Genomic DNA, 23,932 nt, shown 5'->3' on the forward strand with positions numbered 1-23,932 from the left:
AAAGTACTAGTCATCTGACTAGTACTTTTTTTAATAGGCGGAACGTTTTTTGTTACGCCGGCAGCCGAGCGAAGGGAGGCTCAGTTTTAATAGGCGGAACGTTTTCCAACGGGAAGGTAAGTTTACAATATAGTAATTGCACTCGATATTTCCCTTACTAATTTCCTAAACTCTTTACATGACAGATTTTGTGAAAATCTTTCAAAATAACAGCCTTTGGCTCGTCATGAAATGACAGACTTCCGAATACAATCTAATATATACTTGTTTCAAATCAATAGATGCGAGGTTTAGTATGACCTTATATTTAGATGTCATCTGGTTTTTAAATCTATGTATTGATTATTTACTCATTGCGTTGACTGCCCTTGTTCTAAAAAGGCCTTTTGTTCAAATGCGGTTTTTGGTTGCGGCAGTATTTGCATCTCTAGTTGTTTTTTTCATGTTTACACCTTATGGTATGCTGTTCTATCAACCATGGATGAAAGCATTATATTCAGCCGTAATCGTTCTAATTGCATTTGGATTTAAACGATTTACGTATTTTATTCAAGGTTTACTTATGTTTTATTTTGTAACGTTTATGACAGGTGGAGGATTATTTGCTCTTCATTATTTCTGGCAAACAGAAGTTGACATTCTCACAGGGCTAACATCAGCGAAAGGGATGTATGGGAGTAAAATTAGCTGGGTGTTCGTTTTCATAGGATTTCCGTTAGTATGGTATTTTGCAAAGCAACGGTTTGAAACGATTGAAGTTAAACGAATTCAGTATGACCAACTAGCCTCTATTGATATTGTAATAGAAGGGTATACCTTTACAATGCAAGGATTAATTGATAGTGGTAACCAGCTCTATGACCCAATTACTAAAGTACCTGTCATGATAATTGAAGCCGAACTACTTTATGATGCCTTTGGAAAAACTGTTGTACAAGAGATATTGTCTTATACTGAACAAGAGTCAACGCAGAGTGAACAGGCTACTAAGCTAATGAGTCGTTTACGAATCATTCCCTATCGTGTCATAGGTCAATCGACACCTTTTCTAACAGCGATTAAACCAGATCGAGTCACGATTAAGCATGATAACAAGCTTTATGAAGTCACGAGAGTTTTAATTGGTATTCAGGAACGTGAACTCTCTCCGGAAGGGGCGTATCAATGTATCGTTCATCCAAAGCTGTTAATCAACCAATCCATAAGCCTTGCGCAATAATGAAAGAATAAGGAGGAGAAATATGTTAAAGCTAAAAGTTACATTATTTTGGTACAAGATGATGTATAAACTAGGAATGAAAGCAGACGAAATCTATTACATCGGTGGAAGCGAAGCACTCCCTCCTCCACTCACCAAAGAGGAAGAGGCTGTCCTATTAAAGAAGCTTCCTTCAGGCGATAAAGCTGTTCGCTCAATGCTGATTGAAAGAAATCTAAGATTAGTTGTTTACATTGCGCGTAAGTTCGAAAATACTGGTATAAATATTGAAGATCTTATCAGTATTGGAACGATCGGCTTAATTAAAGCTGTTAATACGTTTAATCCAGAAAAAAAGATTAAACTCGCAACGTATGCGTCACGTTGTATAGAAAATGAAATTCTCATGTACTTGAGAAGAAATAATAAAACACGTTCAGAAGTATCATTTGATGAACCACTGAATATCGATTGGGACGGTAATGAGTTATTATTGTCAGACGTACTTGGCACTGAGGAAGATATTATTACTAGAGGAATTGAAGAAAAGGTCGATCGTAAGTTGCTTGTAAAAGCATTACACACATTAAACGCCAGAGAAAAACAAATTATGGAATTACGATTTGGACTGGCTGGAGATGAAGAAAAAACTCAAAAAGATGTTGCAGATATGCTAGGTATTTCCCAATCATACATATCACGATTGGAGAAGCGAATTATTAAGCGACTTCAAAAAGAATTTAATAAAATGGTGTAATAACTGTACAAAAATCACTTTCAAAAGGGTTATTAGTGAAAATGGTATAGTGAGTAATTATTTAATATGAGCCAATCTCAAAAAAAAATTTTTCAGCATTATTTCGTTGTCATGACAAGCACGGAGACGAGCTATACTTTTATAGTGGCTCAGCTTCGTGCATATTTTTTCCTCACTCGGAGATACTTTACTTGACATCATCTCCCACGTTAGGAGGGAAAGAATTGACACGAAATAAAGTTGAAATTTGCGGTGTAGACACATCTAAATTACCGGTATTAAAGAACTCAGAAATGCGAGAATTATTTCAGGATTTGCAAAGTGGTGACACAAGTGCAAGGGAAAAGCTCGTAAACGGAAATTTACGACTTGTTCTCAGTGTCATTCAACGTTTTAACAACCGAGGAGAATATGTCGATGACCTATTTCAGGTTGGCTGCATAGGGCTGATGAAGTCGATTGATAATTTTGATTTAAGTCAAAATGTTAAATTTTCTACATATGCAGTTCCAATGATCATAGGGGAAATTCGCCGTTATTTACGTGATAATAACCCAATACGTGTATCACGTTCTCTTCGGGATATTGCGTATAAAGCACTTCAAGTTCGCGACCAAATGATGGCAGAGAAGAAACGAGAAAAAGAACCGACCGTTCAAGAAATTGCAAAAGTACTTGATGTTCCAAAGGAAGATGTTGTCTTTGCATTAGACGCCATTCAAGACCCTGTCTCCCTATTTGAGCCGATATATAATGACGGTGGAGACCCAATTTTTGTGATGGACCAGATTAGTGACGAGCGCAATAAGGATGTTAATTGGGTTGAAGAAATTGCATTAAAGGAAGCGATGATCCGTTTAAATGACAGAGAAAAAATGATATTGAATATGCGATTTTTCCAAGGGAAAACACAAATGGAAGTTGCCGATGAAATTGGGATATCTCAAGCACAAGTTTCAAGACTCGAGAAAGCAGCCATTCAACAAATGAATAAGCATGCCCAGATTTAATTGGAAAAGGACGAGCCTGTTAGCTTTGACAGGTCGTCCTTTTTTTCGATTATGCTCATATTCCTTTTAGACGGAAGCATATAGTTAAGCAATAGTGTGTAGGATGGAGTGATACAAATGATGAAAATATCAGAGTTGCAGGCAAAAGACATTGTAAACATGGAAAATGGAAAACGATTAGGTCATATGAACGATTTAGATATTAATTTAACAACAGGTCAAATTGAGGCGATTATAATTAGTGGTGCTGGGAGGGTAATGGGTTTTTTTGGGAAAGACGAGGGGGAGGTTGTTATCCCATGGCACAATATATTAAAAATTGGATCCGATGTCATTTTAGTACGTGTTCCTGATACGTATCGAGTACCGCGAACAAAGCCAAGACAGTGATCAACGAAAAAGAACGAATAGAAGCATGAAGAAAGGAGGGCACTGAAAAAGGGTGCTTTTCGAGGCCGTTGAAAAAACTACTTCTTGTAACTTAAAGAAGAAGTAATGGCTTCGCACGTTGCGCGCCTTTCCCCTGCTATGAGAAAACCACTCGTAGCAGGGCTTTCAAAACCAGGAAACGGATCCGCATATTACTTAAAGGGCACTGAAAAAGGGAAACCCGCCTTTTTTCAGTGCCCTCGAAGAAAGTCGTTTCTTGCCAGCGAGAAAATATGGTAAACTAGAAATAAATCATAATATGCCGAATTCAATTTATGTTTGACCTTTCCTTTCTGTGTAAAGAAAAGTGAAGTTATTTTAGAAAGGAAGTATGTCCCGTGTTGACTTTGGAACCATTTATTGAAAATGATAAAGAATATTTATTGCTTGAGCCATGGCGGCAACTACATCCTGAACTTGTTGTTGGGTTTTCGACGCGAGTAGGTGGAGTCAGTCAGCCCCCTTTTGATAGCCTTAATCTTGGACTACATGTCAATGATAGTTCAAAGGCTGTCATTGAAAATAGACGAATTTTAGCAAAGAAATTGGGGATACCCGTTGAACAATGGGTTGGATCTGAACAGGTTCATAGGGCTTCAATCACTAAAGTCACAGCAAAGGATGCAGGAATGGGGATTTTAGAATTAGATTCCGCGATCAAAGGGATGGACGGCATATATACGAATGAGAAAAACTTATTGCTCACAAGTCTTTATGCTGATTGCGTTCCTTTATACTTTTTCTCTCCAAAACAGATGTATATCGGTTTGGCTCATGCGGGTTGGAGAGGCACGGTAAAAGGAATAGGTCCCAATATGGTTAAGATCTTGTCTGAAGATGAAGGCATCCCTCTTGAAGAGATTTATGTTGCAATAGGTCCTTGTATTAGTCAGGAAGCTTATGAAGTGGACGAGGAAGTGATAGCTGAAGTTAATCACGTTTTACCTGAAAAACATCGAAAATCTTGCTATCATACAAATACTAACAAGGGGTACCAATTAAATTTACGTGAAGTCAATAAATGTCTTTTAATGGAGTCCGGGATTAAAGTCGAGAATATTCTTGTTTCATCTATTTGCACATCTTCTGACTCTAGAATGTATTCCCATCGTACAGAAGCAGGTAAAACTGGAAGGATGATGAGCTTTATTGGCTTAATCTGAAAGGAGGATCCATGTGACTATCAAAGAAAAACTAACTGCTTTACAAACTGAAATAGAAGACATTTGTAATCGAATCAATCGTGATCCAGGAACGGTACATATTGTTGCTGTTACAAAGTACGTAAGTGAAGAAAGAACAAAAGAAGCATTAGATGCCGGGATCGTCCATATTGGTGAGAATCGGGCTGAAAGTGGTGTTGAAAAATGGGAAGCGCTTCATGAACGTGGAGTTTGGCACTTTATTGGTTCTCTACAATCCAAAAAAGTAAAAAAAATTATTGATAAATTCTCGTTTATTCATTCGCTTGACCGCCTTTCTCTTGCAGAGGAATTGGACAAGCGTTGCCCAGATGGTCAAAAAGTAATATGTTTTGTTCAAGTAAATGTTTCAGGAGAGGAGACAAAAGCTGGATTGCATCCAGAAGAAGTAGTCCCTTTTATTAAGAAACTAATGGACTTTCATTCAATTGAAGTAATTGGGTTAATGACGATGGCACCTTTCGAAGATGATCCAGAGAAAACAAGACCTGTCTTTCGTGAACTTCGAAAATTACGTGACCATGTATCAGCATTGAATTTGAAGCATGCACCTTGTAAAGAGCTTTCAATGGGGATGTCAAATGATTTTCGAATTGCACTTGAAGAGGGTGCTACATATATTCGCATTGGCTCCGCATTGGTCGGGGCGGATACGAAATAAACGGAGGAGGAACGAAAATGGGGATGAAATCAAAATTCAAACGATTTTTTGATTTAGAAGACGAAGTACATGAGCTGGAGGAATATGTTGAAGATGGATTTGAAGAGGAGGAGCCTCAGCGCCGTTCAAGAGTTCAGCAGTCTAAACAACAGCAGGCTCAAAACGTTGTTAGCTTACAAAGTGTTCAAAAAGGGGCCAAGGTTATTTTACTTGAACCAAGAACATATGATGAAGCACAGGAGATTGCTGACCATTTGAAAAATCGTAAGGCCGTTATTATAAATTTACAAAGAATTTCCCATGACCAAGCTAAGAGAATAGTCGATTTTTTAAGTGGAACAGTGTATGCTATTGGAGGAGACATTCAAAAAGTTGGTTCAAATATTTTCCTGTGCACACCTGATAATGTTGACGTAACAGGAACTATAACCGAGATGATGCAGGAACGTTATGAGTAGTTACTGCAAGTGAAGGTGGTGAAATGAAAAGTGCAATCAATTGGATTACTTATTTATAATGCGCTCTATATTTATTCATTCTTGATTATCGGCTACATCCTATTATCATGGTTTCCGAATGCAAGAGAATCCTCACCTGGTCAGTTTTTAGGTAGGATTGTTGAGCCGTATTTAGAACCATTTAGACGTTTTATTCCTCCTCTAGGAATGATTGATTTATCACCGATCGTAGCTATTATCGTGCTTCGTTTAGCAAGTGGCGGGGTTCGGACGATTTTTGGTATTTAATGAAATGAGGAACGTTGATGAGTATTTATCAGCATTTTCGTGAAGAAGAACGCTCCTTTGTTGATCAAGTTCTTGAATGGAAGTATGACGTAGGGACGTTACACCAAACAAAGTTGACAGATTTCCTTGACCCGCGTGAACAGGATATTGTCAAAACTGTCATAGGGCATGATGATGATCTTAGCCTCTCTTTATGGGGAGGCTCCAGTTATTCTGAACGAAAAAGGGCGGTTTTATGTCCGTCATATCTTGATATAACAGACGAAGATTTTCAATTATCTTTGTTTGCAATTGATTATCCAAGTAAATTTGTTTCAATTGAGCATCGGGATGTATTAGGTTCATTAATGAATATCGGACTTAAGCGTGAAAAGTTTGGCGACATCGTAATTGAAGATGGCATTGCTCAGCTTGTTGTTGCGTCTGAAATTTCCGATTATGTTGAGTGGAATGTTAAACAAATTGGACGAGCAACTGTAACCTTGAATCATATTCCATTTTCTGCACATATTAATCCAAAGGATGAGTGGGATGAATCGACAGCAACCGTTTCATCATTAAGATTAGATGTTGTTCTTGCTGAAGTTTATAAATTATCTCGAACAAAGGTACTACCGTACATAGAAAAAGGATTAGTGAAAGTCAATTGGAAAGTCTCTGACCAAGCTTCTTTCCTTGTCAAGGAAGGCGATCATCTTTCTGTTCGTGGACTCGGGCGGAGTAAATTGCATGCGATCGAAGGAAAAACGAAAAAGGACAAGCTTCGCCTTCGATTTGGTCGCAAGCGCTAACTAACGTAAGTAAACAAACATTCTGATTTGTATTAAGAAAATAGACGGAGGTGGCAGTATGCCTTTAACGCCATTAGACATTCATAATAAAGAATTTACACGAGGCTTTCGTGGTTATGATGAAGATGAAGTCAATGAATTTTTAGACCAAATCATTAAAGATTATGAAGCGATTTTGCGTGAGAAGAAAGAGCTTTTTGAACGTGTAACCGAGCTTGATGAAAAGCTTGATCATTTCAAAAATTTAGAAGAAACGTTGAATAAATCAATTCTTGTTGCACAAGAATCGGCTGAAGAGGTTCGTCGTAATGCTCAAAAAGAGGCACAGCTTATTGTGAAAGAAGCTGAGAAAAATGCAGATCGAATCATAAATGATGCTTTAGCTAAGTCACGTAAAGTTAGTATGGAGATGGAAGAGCTGAAGAAACAAGCTTCGGTTTATAAAATGCGATTTAAAATGCTAATTGAAGCCCAGCTTGAGATGCTAAAAACGGATGATTGGGATAATGTAACAGAAGAAGAAGAACGTCACATTTATGAAGAACGTTCATAGAATGACTTGCGTTCAAATGATGACTATCATATAATTATTATCACTAATACAGATACGAGAAAGACCGTGATAGGGACAGTATGATTATAAAGTAGTGAACAAGCGATTCAGGGATGGTGCAAGCCTGAACACGAACGTAATCAGAACATCACCCTTTAGTTTTGTACCGAACGATGCTGAAGTGTTAAGTAGGCTACAACGATTCATTCACGTTACGAATGGATGAGTGGATAGACGTTTGTCTATTCATTAGGGTGGTACCACGGGTAGTCTTCTCGTCCCTACTTAGGGATGAGAGGGCTTTTTTTGTGTGTTTGGACTGTCATGAAAGAATGGAGGAAAAGAGAATGGATTACAAAGAAACGCTATTGATGCCGAAAACAGAATTTCCAATGCGAGGTAATTTACCTAATCGTGAACCTGAGCGCCAACAAAAATGGGAAGAGATGGATATTTATAAGAAAGTACAAAAACGCACAGAGAGGCGACCGCTTTTTGTTTTACATGATGGCCCGCCTTATGCAAATGGCGACATTCACATGGGGCATGCACTTAATAAAGTCTTGAAGGATTTTATCGTTCGTTATAAGTCAATGTCTGGTTATCAAGCTCCTTATGTACCAGGATGGGATACACACGGTTTACCAATTGAGACGGCTTTAACGAAAAGTGGTAAAGTAAATCGTAAAGCGATGAGTGTAGCTGATTTCAGAAAGTTATGTGAGCAATATGCCCTTGAGCAAGTCGACCGTCAACGTGAGCAGTTTTTACGTTTAGGTGTACGTGGAGACTGGTGGAACCCATACATCACGTTAGATAAAGAATATGAAGCGCAGCAAATCAAAGTGTTTGGCGATATGGCAAAGAAAGGCTATATCTATAAGGGGAAAAAGCCTGTTTACTGGTCGCCTTCTTCTGAATCTGCTTTAGCAGAGGCTGAGATCGAATATCATGATAAACGCTCACCATCGATTTATGTAGCCTTTGATGTAAAGGATGGTAAATCTGTACTTGATGGTGACGAAAAAATTGTCATTTGGACGACAACGCCATGGACGATTCCTGCCAACCTTGGAATTTCTGTTCACCCTGATCTTGAATATAGTGTTGTTTCTGTAAACAACAACAAATACATCGTTGCTTCTGGATTACTGGAAACGTTGATTTCAGAATTTGAATGGGAAGGCCATGAAGTTTTAAAAACAATTAAAGGGTCTGAACTAGAGTACGTTGTTGCAAAGCACCCTTTTTATGAGCGTGACTCTCTTGTTATTTGTGGAGAACACGTGACACTTGATGCGGGGACTGGTTGTGTTCATACTGCACCAGGTCACGGGGAAGAGGATTACATTGTTGGCCAAAAATATGGGTTAGATGTTCTTTGTCCGGTAGATGATAAAGGGATGATGACAGATGAAGCACCTGGATTTGAAGGGTTATTTTACGATGAAGCAAATAAACCAATTACAGAAAAACTTGATGAACTAGGGGCTTTGTTGAAATTAACGTTTATTACACACTCCTATGCTCATGATTGGAGAACAAAAAAACCAGTTATTTATCGAGCAACAGCGCAGTGGTTTGCATCAATTGAAAACTTCCGTTCAGAATTACTTCAAGCAATTCAAGATGTTGAATGGATTCCAACATGGGGAGAAACAAGATTATTTAATATGGTTCGAGATCGAGGAGATTGGTGTATTTCTAGACAAAGAGCTTGGGGTGTTCCAATCCCGGTGTTCTATGGTGAAAACGGTGAACCAATTATCACAGATGAAACGATTAATCATGTGTCTAATTTATTCCGTCAGCATGGCTCAAATATTTGGTTTGAGTGGGAAACAGAGCAATTACTTCCAGAAGGCTTTTCATCAGAGCACAGTCCTAATGGTACTTTCACACGTGAAATGGATATTATGGACGTATGGTTTGATTCTGGCTCGTCACACCAAGCTGTACTAGAAGAAAGAGAAGACCTACAGCGTCCTGCCGATCTTTATTTAGAAGGCTCTGACCAATACCGTGGATGGTTTAATTCATCGCTCTCAACAAGTGTTGCTGTTACGGGGAAAGCACCATATAAAGGTGTTCTAAGTCACGGTTTTGTACTTGATGGTGAAGGTCGTAAAATGAGTAAATCACTTGGAAATGTCGTTGTGCCAAACGATGTCATGAAACAACTAGGTGCAGACATTTTAAGGTTATGGGTTGCATCTGTTGATTATCAAGCGGATGTTCGTGTATCTGATAAAATTTTAAAACAAGTTTCAGAATCATACCGAAAAATCCGTAATACCTTCCGATTCCTACTTGGAAATTTACATGACTTTGATCCGAAAGAAAATCGCGTAAACGTGGAAGACTTAAAAGGTGTCGATTTATTTATTTTAGTCAAGCTTCAAGATGTAATTGAAAAAGTAAAACAGGCATATGAGCAGTATCAATTTTCAACTGTATACAATACGATTCACAATTTCTTTACAATTGAACTGAGTTCGTTCTATATGGATTTAGCGAAAGATACGCTTTATATTGAGCATGCGAATCATCCAGCTCGTCGTGCGATTCAAACCGTCATGTATGATGTCCTTGTTGCAATGACCAAGCTAGTTTCGCCAATTCTTTCCCATACAGCTGATGAAGTTTGGGAGCATATTCCTAGTGTTGAAGAAGAAAATGTTCAATTAACAGATATGCCAGAAGTTCAAACGTTTGGTGAAGTAACAGAATTAAAAGAAAAATGGAATCACTTTATGACTGTACGAGATGATGTCCTAAAGGCATTAGAGCAAGCAAGAAATGAAAAGGTTATCGGGAAATCGTTAACAGCTGCTATTACCCTTTATGCTAGTGGGGAAGTAAGACAGCTATTAAGCAGCATCGAACAATTAGAGAAATTATTCATCGTATCAGCTGTAAAATTAGCTGGTGAAGCGGATGAAGCTCCAGAAAAGGCAGTAATGTTCGAGAATTTAGCAATCGTTGTGGAAAAAGCAGAGGGTGAAACGTGTGAACGTTGTTGGGTTGTTTCACAAACTGTTGGTCAACACGATGAGCATCCTGGTCTTTGTTCTTCATGTGCAGAAACTGTATTGACGTATTATTAAGATAATGAAAGAACCATCACAGCTCGTGATGGTTCTTGTTATTTTGAGTAATAGCATTTTATGTTGTCTTATTTTTTAACAAATGTTGCTCCGTCTAGTGTCTCGAAGTTCGGAAATGCTATAAATAACGTCATGATTAAAATATGACGTTGTAAGGGGGAGAGACGAATGCAGCAATTTCAAAAGCAGAAAGAAGAACTTTTAGCAAGAAAAGAAACACTTGAACAATTAACGATCTCCGAATATGGAGAAGAAAAGGAATTGGCAAGAAGTGAATCGTTCTCTACAGGTGAACTTTCACAATACGACAACCATCCAGCTGATACGGCAACTGACTTTTACGAGCGTGGTAAAGATATTGCAATTAATGAACATTTACGAAATGAGTACGAGGACATTCTACATGCGTTAGAGAAATTGGATAATGGCACATACGGAATATGCGAAGTTTCGGGAAAACCGATTCCGCTTGAACGACTTGAAGCATATCCGACGGCTCGAACACTTGTCGAGTATCATAATCAAGAATTATCTCAGCATCGACCGATTGAAGAAGAGGTTTTGGACGGTTTCCGAAAATTCAATTTCGATGGTGAGGGTGATGAGACACAGTTTGATGCAGAAGATGCTTATCAATCTGTAGCTGAATTTAACGAGCTTCCAATGGTCTTTGAGGATTCCTCACTCGATGAAAATGGGGAATTAATCGGTTATGTTGAGGAGTTGGAAGGTTTTCTTTCAACAGGAATCGAAGGCTATACTGGAGCAGATCATGTTGACTTTCAACGTAATGTGCATTATGACCAATACTTGAATGGAAAGTAGGGGGGACATCCCCCCTATTTTATGCTACAATTCATAACGTATGGAAATTAGTGGACAGATCGGAGGAAAGACATTGGTATACTACTTAATTGCGCTTTTGGTCATTATCATTGATCAATGGACAAAGTGGCTGGTTGTAAAATCAATGGAAATAGGAGAAAGTATAACAATAATAGAAAATGTTCTTTATTTTACGTCTCACCGTAACAGAGGTGCAGCATTTGGAATTTTACAAGGACAAATGTGGTTTTTTTACTTTATTACGACAATTGTTATTGTGGCGATTATTTATTACATACAGAAAGAAGCAAAAAAGAGTCGTTGGTTTGGTATCTGTTTAGGCCTACTATTAGGTGGCGCTATCGGTAATTTTATTGACCGAATATTCCGTGGCGAAGTGGTTGATTTTGTTGATACGTATATCTTCGGTTATGACTTTGCTATTTTTAATGTTGCTGATTCAGCACTCTGTATAGGTGTAGGATTACTGTTTGTGAAGATGATAAGAGATGAGTATATTGCAAAAAGGAGAGCAGGGCATGACAACGTATGAGTGGACAGTAAGTGCTGAGCAAAAACAAGAACGAATAGATAAATTATTGACTCAGCTAGAAGAGTGGTCTCGAACTCAGGTCCAGCAATGGATTAAAGAAGGGCATGTAGTTGTGAATCAAAAAGCAACAAAGAGTAATTATAAAGTAGAAGAAGGTGACGTTATTGTTGTCACAATCCCAGAACCAGAGCCTCTTGAGGTGGAAGCAGAAAATATCCCGTTAGACATAGTATATGAAGATGAAGACGTAGTCGTTGTCAATAAACCAAGAGGGATGGTTGTACACCCAGCACCGGGTCATTACTCTGGAACACTTGTAAATGCCTTGATGTACCATTGTAACGACTTGTCTGGAATTAACGGTGTGATAAGACCAGGGATCGTTCATCGCATTGATAAGGATACATCAGGCCTTTTAATGGTAGCAAAGAATGATAAAGCGCACGAATCACTCGTTGAACAATTGAAAGCAAAAACAACAAAGCGGTTATATAAAGCGATTGTACATGGGATTATTCCACATCAGCATGGAACGATTGATGCACCAATTGGCCGCGATAAAAAAGATCGTCAAAGTATGACCGTTACGGAAGAGAATAGTCGTGATGCAGTTACTCATTTTACAGTGATTGAATGCTTTGACAAGTTTACTTATGTTCAATGTGAACTCGAAACAGGTCGAACACATCAAATTAGAGTTCATATGAAATATATTGGATTTCCGCTTGCTGGTGACCCAAAATATGGTCCGAAGAAAAAAACTCTTGATATTGAAGGCCAGGCATTGCATGCATCGGTATTAGGATTTGAACATCCTAGAACAGGAGAATTTATGGAGTTTGAGGCACCATTACCTGAAGATATGGTAATTCTCCTAGATCAGTTAAGAAAATAGTCGTTGACAGTGTGCGCGAATTTTGTCATACTGAAATAAGAAATGAATAGTCCTTTAAACGCAGTCCCGTGAGGCTGGAAAGGAAGCGACCTAGGCACTATGAATCCCTTCATAGTGATATTAAACACGCAACCCTTCTGTCTTCATGGCAGAAGGGTTTTTTTGTCAAAAGTTGAAAATGGAGCGGGGTGTGTTACCATGTCACGAAGCATTATGGACGAACAAGCGATTAGAAGAGCAACCACACGAATTGCTCATGAAATTATCGAGCGAAATAAAGGTGTCGAAAATTGTGTCTTAATTGGAATTAAAACAAGAGGAATTTATTTAGCAGAACGACTTGCTGAGCGAATTGAGCAAATCGAAGGTGTGAAAATAGCGGTTGGTGAGGTTGATATTACACTATACCGCGACGATTTAAGCGAAAAATCGAAAACAGAGGGTCCGATATTCCAAGGGACTGATATACCAGTTGATATTAGCAACCGTAAAGTTATTCTTGTTGATGATGTACTTTTCACTGGACGGACAGTACGTGCCGCACTCGATGCTCTAATTGATTTAGGACGCCCTGAGCAAATTCAGCTTGCCGTTCTTATTGATAGAGGACATCGCGAGTTACCAATACGCCCAGATTATGTAGGGAAAAATGTACCAACTTCAAAAAGTGAGCAAATTGTTGCAAAACTAAAAGAAGTTGATTCTACGGATGAAGTAATTATTAAACATATTCAGGACAATGAATAGGAAACATAATAGCAGAACTCAATAATTGAAGTTAAGAGTTAGAAGGGGTTAGACAATGGAAAAGACATCAAAAGATATTGGAATTAGAGAAGTACCTCGTTGGGATAAGTGGATTGTCCTTAGTTTACAACACTTATTTGCAATGTTTGGAGCAACGATACTTGTTCCATATTTGGTAGATTTAAGCCCTGCAGTCGCTTTACTATCAAGTGGACTTGGTACACTGGCATACTTGCTAATTACAAAAGGTCAAATCCCTGCATATTTAGGCTCATCCTTTGCATTCATAGCACCAATTATTGCAGCTTCGACATTAGGTGGACCTGAAGGCGCAATGATTGGAAGCTTTTTAGCAGGGATTGTGTACGGGCTTGTTGCTTTATTGATGAAATTTATAGGGGTAAGGTGGATTATGTATATCCTTCCTCCAATTGTTGTCGGACCGGTTATTATGGTCATCGGGCTCGGTTTAGCAAGTGTCGCTATAGATATGGCAATGTATGTTCCTGGTACAGACGAATATAGTACAACCCACTTTACGGTTGCGCTTGTGACATTAGCGATTACAGTACTTGTCTCCATGTTTGCGAAAGGATTTTTTGGACTTGTCCCTATTCTGTTTGGAATTATCGGTGGTTACCTTTTCGCACTATTTCAAGGTTTAGTTGACTACAGCCCGGTTCGCGATGCTGCTTGGTTTAAAGCACCAGACTTACTCGTACCATTTATTACGTACACCCCGCAGTTTTCATGGACTATTGCTTTTATCATGGTTCCAGTCGCAGTTGTAACGATAGCGGAGCATATTGGGGACCAAATGGTGCTAAGTAAAATTGTAGGTAAAAATTTCATTGAAAAACCAGGCTTGCATCGTTCGATTTTAGGAGATGGTGTTGCCACGATGATTGCATCCATTATCGGAGGTCCACCGAATACAACGTATGGCGAGAATATCGGTGTATTAGCTATCACTCGAGTGTTTAGTGTGTTTGTGATAGGTGGAGCAGCTGTTCTTGCAATTATGTTCGCCTTTGTTGGAAAAATCTCGGCTTTAATTTCAACGATTCCAGAGGCAGTTATGGGTGGGGTATCGATTCTCTTATTCGGTATTATCGCTTCCTCAGGTTTACGGATGTTGATTGATAATGAAATAAAGATTGGTTTAAAACGTAATTTGATTATTTCTTCCGTAATATTAGTAATTGGAATAGGTGGAGCGTTTATTCAAGTAACATCTACTGTTCAAATTGCAGGAATGGCGTTAGCAACCATTACTGGAATTGTCTTGCACCTAGTGTTACCTGGTAAAGAAGAGAGCTATGGAAAGCAAGAAATGTTTTCAGAGGAAAACAAATAGTAAGTAACTTCCAAATAATTGGACCCTTTAACGAGGTACAGAGAGACTTCGAAGGGGCTTTGAGAAACTTGGACTTGTTTTTAAAAAGGCCATCGTTTCTTTATGCCCTGAGAGAGACTCTCAGGGCTTATTTTTACCCTAACCTGAATGGATAGACTTGTTTAACATTATTTGAGGGGGATTGAAAATGTTGGATACATTACAAAATCGAGCAAACGGGTTACACACGGTAACTGAGCTATCGACGGTTGAAGTAGAAGAGTTACTTCAGGAGGCAGTTGAGTTCGCTAGTGGAAAAGAGTGGGTAGCAAATAAAAAGGTATTTGTAGCGAATTTGTTTTTTGAGCCTAGCACGCGTACACGCTTTAGCTTTGAAGTTGCTGAGAAAAAACTAGGATTAGAAGTATTAAATTTTGACGGTGGAACATCCAGTGTTCAAAAAGGTGAAACCTTGTATGATACGGTTAAAACGTTAGAAGCTATTGGGGCAAATGCTCTTGTTATACGACATCCTCAAGAACGATTTTATGAAACAATTAGTAGTAACTTACAAATACCTATCATCAATGCAGGTGATGGTTGTGGTCAGCATCCGACACAGTCCCTTTTAGATTTATTAACGATTAAACAAGAATTTCTATCATTCTCAGGTTTAAATGTAGTGATTGCAGGTGATCTCCACCATAGCCGAGTGGCTCGTTCTAGTGCAGAAGTGTTAACTAGACTTGGTGCAAATGTGATGATTACGGGACCGAAAGTTTGGATGAATGGTTACGATAAATTATATCAATACGTTACAATTGATGAAGCTGTTGAAAAAGCTGATGTTCTCATGCTATTACGAATTCAGCACGAACGTCATGATGGAGTCATGTCATGGACAAAAGAGGCTTATCATCAAGAATTTGGTTTGACGATAGGAAGAGAGCAGCAGATGAAAGAACGGGCGATTATTTTACACCCGGCTCCAGTTAATCGTGATGTAGAAATCGCAAGTGAGTTAGTAGAATGTCGTCGTTCACGGATTTTTAAACAAATGACTAATGGTGTTGCTGTAAGGATGGCAGTCTTAAAACGGGCATTACAGGCTTAATCATTAAGGAGGAATAAAAATGGTAACGAAACTTCAAGGTGGGTATGTTTTAACAGAAGAAGGTACTATGCAAGTAAAAGATTTGTTTATAGTAGAAGGTAAAATTTCATATGACAGCGCGAATGAAGATAAGGTTCAAGAGGTTATTGATGTTTCAGGAAAATTAATTTCACCTGGGTTTGTGGATGTCCACGTACACCTTCGTGAACCTGGTGGAGAGAAAAAAGAAACAATTGAAACTGGAACATTAGCTGCGGCCAGAGGTGGATACACGACCATTTGTCCAATGCCTAATACGAGACCGGTTCCTGATTCAAAAGAGCAAATGGAGTGGCTACAAAACAGGATTAAAGAAACGGCTCACGTACGCGTATTGCCTTATGCATCGATTACAACGAGGCAGCTTGGACAAGAATTAACAGATTTTGAAGCCCTTAAACAAGCGGGAGCGTTTGCTTTTACAGATGATGGGGTGGGCGTTCAATCAGCTGGAATGATGCTTGAAGCAATGAAAGAAGCCGCAAAAGTTAACATGGCAGTCGTTGCACATACAGAGGATAACACGCTTGCACACGGTGGCGCTGTTCATGAAGGAGAATTTTCTAAAAAGTTTGGAATTAAAGGTATTCCTTCTACAGCTGAGTCCGTGCACATAGCTCGTGATGTCCTTTTAGCAGAAGCAGCTGGTGCCCATTATCATGTTTGTCATGTAAGTACAAAGGAATCTGTTCGTGTTATCCGTGATGCAAAGCGTGCGGGTATAAAGGTAACAGCGGAAGTGTCACCGCACCACTTACTACTATGTGATGAAGACATACCAGGTTTAGATACAAATTTTAAAATGAACCCTCCTTTACGTGCAAAAGAGGATCGTGAAGCTCTATTTGAAGGCTTACTAGACGGTACACTTGATTTTATTGCAACAGACCATGCACCTCATACAGAGGAAGAAAAGTCACAATCGATGGAATTGGCACCATTAGGAATTGTTGGTTTAGAAACGGCCTTTCCTTTACTATATACAAACTTCGTAAAAACGAATAAAATCACGTTGAAACAGCTTCTTGATTGGATGACTGTAATTCCAGCTAAAACATTTGGTCTTGAGTATGGAACTTTAAATGATGGTGCGTTAGCTGATATTACGGTGATAGACCTTGAAGAAGTGACTGACATTAATAAAGATGAATTTTTATCTAAAGGCAAAAATACACCATTTCATGGTTGGACATGCCAAGGTTGGCCAATTTACACATTTGTAAATGGAGAAAAAGTTTGGGAGAAGGGAAGAGTAACTCAATGAAACGACAACTAATTTTAGCAGATGGTACGGTATTTGTAGGGGAAGGCTTTGGGGCAGATGTAGCGATGAGCGGAGAAGTGGTTTTTAATACTGGTATGACTGGATACCAAGAAATTTTGTCTGACCCTTCCTATTGTGGTCAAATCGTCATGCTAACGTATCCGTTAATCGGGAATTATGGAATTAATCGTGATGACTTTGAATCAATTTCACCTGCGATTCACGGACTCATTGTCAAGGAAGTTGAGTTGGAGCCGAGTCATTGGCGTTGTGAAGAATCTCTTCATAGCTTGCTTGAGGCAAAAGGAATTCCAGGATTAGCTGGAATTGATACACGTAAATTAACACGCTCAATCCGTGAACACGGTACGATAAAAGGGCGTATATGTTCATTAGATGTCAATGTTGATGAAGTCGTATCAGAACTAAAAGAATCAACGTGGATGACAGATCAGGTTGAAAAAGTCTCAACAAAAGACCCTTATCATGCACCTGGAAAAGGTCACCGAGTCGTACTTGTTGACTTCGGGATGAAGCATGGTATTTTACAAGAGCTTATTGAACGTCATTGTGATGTTGTTGTCGTGCCTTACAATACTCCAGCTGAAGAAATTATCCGTCTTGGAGCTGATGGCATCATGTTAAGTAATGGTCCTGGTAACCCTGTGGACGTCCCAGAAGCGATTCAGATGATTCAAGATTTACTTGGTAAGGTTCCGATTTTTGGTATCTGCTTAGGACACCAATTATTAGCACTTGCATGTGGAGCGAAAACAGAGCGACTTCGTTTCGGACACCGTGGTTCAAACCACCCTGTCCGTGAGCTTGCAACTGGAAAGATTGATATTACTGCACAAAATCACGGCTATACAGTTGTCGAGGATTCATTAGAAGACACTCGTTTAGAAGTTACGCATGTAGCAGTAAACGATGGAACAGTTGAAGGAATTAGACACCTTGATTATCCTGCATTTAGTGTGCAGTATCATCCTGAGGCTTCACCGGGGCCACATGATGCTAACCACTTATTTGATGAGTTTATTGCAATGATGGAAGCAAAGGTAAAATCAAAAGTAACGGTATAATGATGGGAGCGAATAAAAATGGGAAAGCGTACTGATATAAATAAGATTCTCGTAATTGGTTCTGGTCCAATTGTCATTGGACAAGCGGCGGAGTTTGACTATGCTGGTACACAAGCTTGTCAAGCATTAAAAGAAGAGGGCTATGAAGTCATTTTAATTAACTCCAATCCGGCGACAATTATGACCGATACGACGATGGCTGATCGTGTTTACATTGAGCCAATTACTCTTGAATTTGTTAGTCGTATCATTCGTCAAGAGCGTCCAGATGGTATTCTAGCAACTTTAGGTGGACAAACAGGTTTAAACATGGCAATGGAACTTGAAGAGTCTGGAATATTAGACTTATACAATATTGAGTTACTTGGAACGAAGTTAGATGCGATTAAAGAAGCTGAAGACCGTGAGAAATTCCGTTCTTTAATGAATCGCCTAAATGAACCAGTTCCTGAAAGTGAAATTGTTCATACATTAGCTGAAGCACAAGACTTTGTTAAGGAGATTGGTTACCCAGTAATTATTCGTCCCGCTTATACATTAGGTGGAACTGGTGGGGGGATCGCTCATAATGATGAAGAGCTTTATGAATTCGTCTCAAGTGGCTTAAAGTATAGCCCGGTTACACAATGTTTAGTTGAAAAGAGTATTGCAGGCTTTAAAGAAGTTGAATATGAGGTAATGCGTGACGGAAAAGACCAAGCGATTGTTGTTTGTAACATGGAAAACTTTGACCCAGTTGGCGTTCACACGGGTGATTCAATTGTTTTTGCACCGAGTCAAACGCTAACAGATAGAGACTATCAAATGCTTCGAAATTCTTCATTGAAAATTATTCGCGCCCTAGGAATCGAGGGAGGTTGTAATGTCCAGTTTGCCCTTGATGCTGAAAGTAACGATTATTATATTATTGAAGTTAATCCACGTGTAAGTCGTTCATCAGCACTTGCGTCTAAAGCAACAGGGTATCCAATTGCGAAAATCGCTGCGAAAATTGCGGTCGGATATAGTCTAGATGAGTTGAAAAATCCAGTTACTGGAACAACATATGCAAGTTTTGAGCCTGCTTTAGACTATGTAGTTTCGAAAATTCCACGTTGGCCATTTGATAAATTCGAGGCGGCAAACCGTTCACTTGGAACACAAATGAAAGCAACGGGAGAAGTAATGGCGATTGGACGTAATGCTGAAGAATCACTACTTAAAGCAGTTCGTTCTTTGGAGGCTGGTTATGACCATGTCTATGATGCTGATGTTTCGGCATTATCAACGGAAGAGCTTCAAGCAAAAGTCGTGAAGCCAGATGACCAACGTTTATTCGCACTTTCTGAATTATTACGCCGTGGTATTACAGTGCAAGAAATGAACGAATCTACGAAAATTGACCGTTTCTTTTTGCAAAAGCTAGAGCGTATTATTGCAATTGAAAAAGAATTACGTGATGCACCAAATGATTTAGACGTATTAAGAAAAGCAAAAGACCGTGGGTTCTCAGATTCTGCTATTGCTGGATTCTGGAATACAGAAGAAATCGACATATATAACCTACGTATGAATAATGAAATCAAGCCAGTTTATAAAATGGTTGATACGTGTGCAGCAGAATTTGAATCTGCTACTCCGTATTTTTATGGAACGTACGAGGATGAAACTGAATCAATCATTACGGATAAGAAAAGTATTCTCGTTCTTGGTTCTGGTCCAATCCGTATCGGGCAAGGAATAGAGTTTGACTATGCAACGGTTCATACGGTTTGGGCAATTAAAGAAGCTGGTTATGAAGCAATCATCATGAATAATAACCCAGAAACCGTATCAACGGACTTTAGTACGTCTGATAAACTTTATTTTGAGCCATTAACTATTGAAGATGTTATGCATGTTGTCAATCATGAGCAACCAGAAGGCGTAATCGTTCAGTTTGGTGGACAAACAGCGATTAACTTAGCAGCTGACTTAGAAGCACGTGGTGTGAAAATTATCGGAACATCTCTTGAGGATATGGACCGTGCAGAAGACCGTGACAAGTTTGAGCAAACCCTAATGTCACTTGAAATTCCACAACCACTTGGAAAAACTGCAACTTCTGTAGAACAAGCAGTAGCCATCGCAACAGAAATTGGTTATCCAGTTCTTGTTCGTCCTTCATATGTTCTTGGTGGACGTGCGATGGAAATTGTTTATAAAGAAGAAGAACTATTAAACTACATGGCAAATGCCGTGAAAATTAATCCGAAGCACCCTGTATTAATTGATCGTTATTTAACAGGGAAAGAGCTTGAAGTTGACGCAATTTCAGACGGAACGAATGTATATATTCCAGGAATGATGGAGCATATTGAGCGTGCTGGTGTCCACTCTGGTGACTCGATTGCGGTTTACCCACCACAAACCGTACCAGAGCATTTAAAGCAAAAGCTAGTTGACCGTACGATTGCAATTGCAAGAGGTCTAAACATTGTAGGACTTCTTAACATTCAGTTTGTATGGCATCAAGATGAAGTATATGTACTTGAAGTTAACCCACGTTCAAGTAGAACGGTCCCATTTTTAAGTAAAATTACAGGTGTTCCAATGGCGAACCTTGCAACAAAGGTAATGCTCGGAAAAACATTACCTGAATTAGGATATGAAACAGGCTATCATCCAGAAGCTGATGTTGTATCTGTTAAGGTCCCAGTGTTCTCCTTTGCGAAATTACGTCGTGTGGACATTACACTTGGACCAGAAATGAAATCAACTGGGGAAGTAATGGGGCGTGACAAAACGCTAGAAAAGGCACTTTATAAAGGGTTAATCGGTGCAGGGATGAACATTCCAAAACACGGTGCAGTGTTATTTACGATTGCGGATAAAGACAAAGACGAAGCGATGAGTCTTGTCGAGCGCTTCCACCGTATCGGTTATGATATTTTAGCTACTTCTGGAACAGCAAGCATGATTCAAGAAGCGAACATTCCAGTAACTGTTGTGAATAAAATTGGTGATGAAAGTCCACATTTACTAGATGTTATTCGTCAAGGAAAAGCTCAATTTGTGATTAACACTTTAACAAGAGGGAAACAGCCTGCGCGTGATGGCTTCCGTATCCGAAGAGAGTCTGTTGAAAATGGCGTTGTATGTTTAACATCGATTGATACAGCGGCAGCATTATTATCGGTACTTGAATTAATTACTTTCTCATCAGAAAGTATGCCAGCAATGCAATCGTAAGAGGAGGAATCGTGTTGAATAAAAAAGGGCGCTTAACAATTATAAGCCAGCGTCAAATCGCTGATCGAATTTATGAATTGAGATGTGAAGGCGAACTGGTTAACGCCATGACGTCACCTGGACAATTTGTTCATATTAAAGTTGATGACTATGATGATCTTTTGTTAAGACGTCCAATTAGCATTTGTGATGTGAATCTTGAGGAAAGTCAGCTCACAATGCTATACCGTGCTGAAGGTGAGGGAACCAAACGTTTATCGAAACGCTTAGTGGACCAGGAAATTGATGTGTTAGGTCCACTAGGGCAAGGTTTTCCTCTTGAGGAAACAAAAGCAGGAGAGGTTGCGTTATTAGTAGGTGGGGGAATTGGAGTGCCTCCTCTCTACTACCTTTCTAAACAATTGAAAAAGCGTGGCGTGAAGGTTATCCATGTGCTAGGGTTTCAATCGAAGAAGGATGTTTTCTATGAGGATGCGTTTAAGGAACTTGGCGATACATTCGTAACGACCGTGGATGGCTCTCATGGAATTAAGGGATTCGTTACAGATGCAATTGCCCAAGAAGGATTATCTTTTGATACGTTATACTCCTGTGGTCCAAATGCAATGTTAAAAGCTTTAACGGACCGTTTTCGAGAAAAGCGTGCGTTTCTTTCATTAGAGGAAAGAATGGGCTGTGGTATCGGTGCATGCTTTGCCTGTGTATGCCATCTTGAGGATGATCCTGATGGGGCAAGCTATCGTAAAGTATGTACAGATGGTCCAGTGTTTAAAATTGGGGAGGTGGTTTTATGAGTCGTTTAGCGATTGAACTTCCCGGATTAAAAATGAAAAACCCAATCATGCCCGCATCTGGCTGTTTTGGTTTTGGAAAAGAATATGCTGAGTTTTTTGATTTAAGTGAGTTAGGTGCAATTGCAATTAAAGCTGCTACGGCTGAGCCTCGTTATGGGAATCCGACACCAAGAGTGGCGGAAACAAAAGCGGGCATGCTAAATGCAATCGGCTTACAAAATCCTGGTCTTGAAAAGATTGTTAGTAACGAGCTAGCATGGTTAGAAAAATATGATGTACCGATTATCGCAAATGTTGCTGGTTCAGAAGTAGAAGATTATATTGAAGTTGCTGAAAAAATTTCAAAAGCGAAAAATGTTCATGCGTTAGAGTTAAATATCTCATGTCCTAACGTAAAAAAGGGTGGAATAGCGTTTGGTACGATTCCAGAAGTGGCAGCTGACTTAACACGTGAAGTAAAGCGAGTCTCTTCCGTCCCTGTATATGTAAAGCTTTCTCCAAATGTTGCAGATATCGTTGGCATGGCTAAAGCTGTGGAAAAAGCAGGGGCTGATGGCTTATCAATGATTAACACTTTATTAGGCATGAGAATTGATTTGAAATCTCGTAAACCGATTTTAGCAAATCATTATGGTGGTCTTTCCGGACCTGCTATTAAACCTGTTGCGATTCGTATGATTCATCAAGTAAGTCAAGTTGTTGATATTCCGATTATTGGTATGGGTGGCGTCCAAACGGTCGAAGATGTTATAGAGTTCTTTCTGGCTGGTGCAAGTGCAGTAGCTGTTGGAACAGCAAATTTTGTTGACCCTTATGTGTGTCCATCATTAATTGAGAAACTTCCGGCAATGCTTGATGAAATGCAGGTGGACCATATTAGTGAATTAATCGGAGGGAGCTGGAGGGCATGAATAACCCGCTAATTATAGCTTTAGATATTGAGAGTCGTGAGAAACGTCAAGCATTCCTTGACGTTTTTTCAGGGCAACCATTGTATGTAAAAGTTGGAATGGAATTATTTTATCGTGAAGGACGTCCAGTAATTGAAGAGTTAAAATCGGCAGGTCATCACATCTTCTTAGATTTAAAATTACATGACATCCCGAATACAGTTAAACGTTCGATGACTGTACTTGCCGAGATGGGTGTTGATATTGTCAATGTTCATGCAGCAGGTGGAAAGCAGATGATGGAAGCAGCTCGAGAAGGGTTAGAAGCGGGAACGAAGACTGGTGCCATTCGCCCCAAGCTAATTGCTGTTACACAACTTACGAGTACTGATGAAGCAACAATGCAAGAACAACTGTTAATTGAAAAACCATTAACAGAAGTCGTGACTTCTTATGCACAATTAGCAAGGAAAAGTGGTCTTGATGGTGTTGTTTGTTCTGCTCAAGAGGTACCATTAATACATGAGAGTTGCGGTCGTGATTTTATAACGGTTACTCCTGGAATCCGTAATGTCGATGATGAAAAGGGTGACCAAAAGCGTGTTGTAACTCCTGCTCAAGCCCGTGAGCTTGGAAGTTGGGGGATTGTTGTTGGAAGAAGTATTACATCATCGGATAATCCACTACAAACATATTTATCAATGAAATCAGACTGGGAGGGGTAAG

23 protein-coding genes and 1 other annotated feature are annotated in these 23,932 nt (G+C 39.3%); all 23 genes read left to right on the forward strand.

Annotated elements, in window-relative coordinates; all coding sequences use genetic code 11:
• Positions 1–295 precede the first annotated feature (295 nt).
• The 23 genes from spoIIGA to pyrF all read left to right on the forward strand — a co-directional run bounded on the left by spoIIGA (position 296) and on the right by pyrF (position 23,931).
• Positions 296–1,219 carry a sigma-E processing peptidase SpoIIGA gene (gene spoIIGA, locus B1R93_RS16255; RefSeq protein ID WP_088105011.1) on the forward strand — a complete coding sequence of 308 codons (924 nt, stop codon included), beginning with the start codon at positions 296–298 and terminating at the stop codon, positions 1,217–1,219.
• Between the two features lie 22 nt (positions 1,220–1,241).
• A complete protein-coding gene (gene sigE / locus B1R93_RS16260; RefSeq protein ID WP_088105012.1) occupies positions 1,242–1,955 on the forward strand; it encodes an RNA polymerase sporulation sigma factor SigE in 714 nt (237 codons plus the stop codon).
• 191 nt (positions 1,956–2,146) lie between these two features.
• A complete protein-coding gene (gene sigG / locus B1R93_RS16265) occupies positions 2,147–2,965 on the forward strand; it encodes an RNA polymerase sporulation sigma factor SigG (protein ID WP_425348968.1) in 819 nt (272 codons plus the stop codon).
• Between the two features lie 117 nt (positions 2,966–3,082).
• A complete protein-coding gene (locus B1R93_RS16270) occupies positions 3,083–3,355 on the forward strand; it encodes a YlmC/YmxH family sporulation protein (RefSeq protein WP_088105014.1) in 273 nt (90 codons plus the stop codon).
• Positions 3,356–3,732: 377 nt separating this feature from the next.
• The gene (gene pgeF, locus B1R93_RS16275) at positions 3,733–4,557 is read left to right on the forward strand and encodes a peptidoglycan editing factor PgeF (protein ID WP_245308313.1); all 825 of its coding nucleotides are present in this window, start codon (positions 3,733–3,735) and stop codon (positions 4,555–4,557) included.
• A 13-nt stretch (positions 4,558–4,570) separates the two neighbouring features.
• A complete protein-coding gene (locus B1R93_RS16280; protein WP_088105015.1) occupies positions 4,571–5,257 on the forward strand; it encodes a YggS family pyridoxal phosphate-dependent enzyme in 687 nt (228 codons plus the stop codon).
• Positions 5,258–5,274: 17 nt separating this feature from the next.
• Positions 5,275–5,715, forward strand: a complete 441-nt coding sequence (locus B1R93_RS16285; RefSeq protein ID WP_088105016.1) for a cell division protein SepF — start codon at positions 5,275–5,277, stop codon at positions 5,713–5,715.
• Positions 5,716–5,745: 30 nt separating this feature from the next.
• Positions 5,746–6,003: a YggT family protein gene (locus B1R93_RS16290; RefSeq protein WP_088105017.1), complete on the forward strand. Its 258-nt coding sequence runs from the start codon at positions 5,746–5,748 to the stop codon at positions 6,001–6,003.
• A gap of 17 nt (positions 6,004–6,020) precedes the next feature.
• On the forward strand, positions 6,021–6,794 hold the full coding sequence (locus B1R93_RS16295) for a YlmH family RNA-binding protein (protein WP_088105018.1): 774 nt from the start codon (positions 6,021–6,023) through the stop codon (positions 6,792–6,794).
• Positions 6,795–6,852: 58 nt separating this feature from the next.
• Positions 6,853–7,347 carry a DivIVA domain-containing protein gene (locus B1R93_RS16300; RefSeq protein ID WP_088105019.1) on the forward strand — a complete coding sequence of 165 codons (495 nt, stop codon included), beginning with the start codon at positions 6,853–6,855 and terminating at the stop codon, positions 7,345–7,347.
• A gap of 57 nt (positions 7,348–7,404) precedes the next feature.
• Positions 7,405–7,633, forward strand: a binding site (T-box leader).
• A 61-nt stretch (positions 7,634–7,694) separates the two neighbouring features.
• The gene (gene ileS, locus B1R93_RS16305) at positions 7,695–10,454 is read left to right on the forward strand and encodes an isoleucine--tRNA ligase (RefSeq protein ID WP_088105020.1); all 2,760 of its coding nucleotides are present in this window, start codon (positions 7,695–7,697) and stop codon (positions 10,452–10,454) included.
• 168 nt (positions 10,455–10,622) lie between these two features.
• Complete coding sequence (locus B1R93_RS16310) at positions 10,623–11,279, forward strand: TraR/DksA C4-type zinc finger protein (RefSeq protein WP_088105021.1); 657 nt, start codon at positions 10,623–10,625, stop codon at positions 11,277–11,279.
• Positions 11,280–11,352: 73 nt separating this feature from the next.
• Positions 11,353–11,832, forward strand: coding sequence for a signal peptidase II (lspA, locus tag B1R93_RS16315; protein ID WP_088105022.1), 480 nt, complete (start codon positions 11,353–11,355; stop codon positions 11,830–11,832).
• Positions 11,819–12,727 carry an RluA family pseudouridine synthase gene (locus tag B1R93_RS16320; protein WP_088105023.1) on the forward strand — a complete coding sequence of 303 codons (909 nt, stop codon included), beginning with the start codon at positions 11,819–11,821 and terminating at the stop codon, positions 12,725–12,727. The genes lspA and B1R93_RS16320 overlap by 14 nt, the downstream gene beginning before the upstream one ends.
• Before the next feature lie 198 nt (positions 12,728–12,925).
• Positions 12,926–13,474 (forward strand): bifunctional pyr operon transcriptional regulator/uracil phosphoribosyltransferase PyrR, encoded by a 549-nt coding sequence (pyrR, locus tag B1R93_RS16325; RefSeq protein WP_088105662.1) that lies wholly within the window; start codon positions 12,926–12,928, stop codon positions 13,472–13,474.
• A 55-nt stretch (positions 13,475–13,529) separates the two neighbouring features.
• Positions 13,530–14,831 (forward strand): solute carrier family 23 protein, encoded by a 1,302-nt coding sequence (locus tag B1R93_RS16330; protein ID WP_088105024.1) that lies wholly within the window; start codon positions 13,530–13,532, stop codon positions 14,829–14,831.
• Positions 14,832–15,018: 187 nt separating this feature from the next.
• Positions 15,019–15,924, forward strand: a complete 906-nt coding sequence (locus B1R93_RS16335) for an aspartate carbamoyltransferase catalytic subunit (RefSeq protein ID WP_088105025.1) — start codon at positions 15,019–15,021, stop codon at positions 15,922–15,924.
• A gap of 19 nt (positions 15,925–15,943) precedes the next feature.
• On the forward strand, positions 15,944–17,227 hold the full coding sequence (locus B1R93_RS16340) for a dihydroorotase (protein ID WP_088105026.1): 1,284 nt from the start codon (positions 15,944–15,946) through the stop codon (positions 17,225–17,227).
• Entirely contained in the window at positions 17,224–18,312 is a 1,089-nt protein-coding gene (locus B1R93_RS16345; RefSeq protein ID WP_088105027.1) for a carbamoyl phosphate synthase small subunit, read from the forward strand. Before B1R93_RS16340 ends, B1R93_RS16345 begins: the two co-directional genes overlap by 4 nt.
• Positions 18,313–18,330: 18 nt before the next feature.
• Positions 18,331–21,522, forward strand: a complete 3,192-nt coding sequence (carB, locus tag B1R93_RS16350; RefSeq protein ID WP_088105028.1) for a carbamoyl-phosphate synthase large subunit — start codon at positions 18,331–18,333, stop codon at positions 21,520–21,522.
• Between the two features lie 14 nt (positions 21,523–21,536).
• Positions 21,537–22,316 (forward strand): dihydroorotate dehydrogenase electron transfer subunit, encoded by a 780-nt coding sequence (locus tag B1R93_RS16355; RefSeq protein WP_088105029.1) that lies wholly within the window; start codon positions 21,537–21,539, stop codon positions 22,314–22,316.
• Positions 22,313–23,227: a dihydroorotate dehydrogenase gene (locus B1R93_RS16360; protein WP_088105030.1), complete on the forward strand. Its 915-nt coding sequence runs from the start codon at positions 22,313–22,315 to the stop codon at positions 23,225–23,227. The genes B1R93_RS16355 and B1R93_RS16360 overlap by 4 nt, the downstream gene beginning before the upstream one ends.
• Positions 23,224–23,931 carry an orotidine-5'-phosphate decarboxylase gene (gene pyrF, locus B1R93_RS16365; RefSeq protein WP_088105031.1) on the forward strand — a complete coding sequence of 236 codons (708 nt, stop codon included), beginning with the start codon at positions 23,224–23,226 and terminating at the stop codon, positions 23,929–23,931. The genes B1R93_RS16360 and pyrF overlap by 4 nt, the downstream gene beginning before the upstream one ends.
• The last annotated feature ends 1 nt before the right edge of the window (position 23,932 follow it).

Source organism: Halalkalibacter urbisdiaboli (assembly GCF_002156385.1).
In the GTDB taxonomy this organism is placed as follows: domain Bacteria; phylum Bacillota; class Bacilli; order Bacillales; family Bacillaceae_D; genus Halalkalibacter_A; species Halalkalibacter_A urbisdiaboli.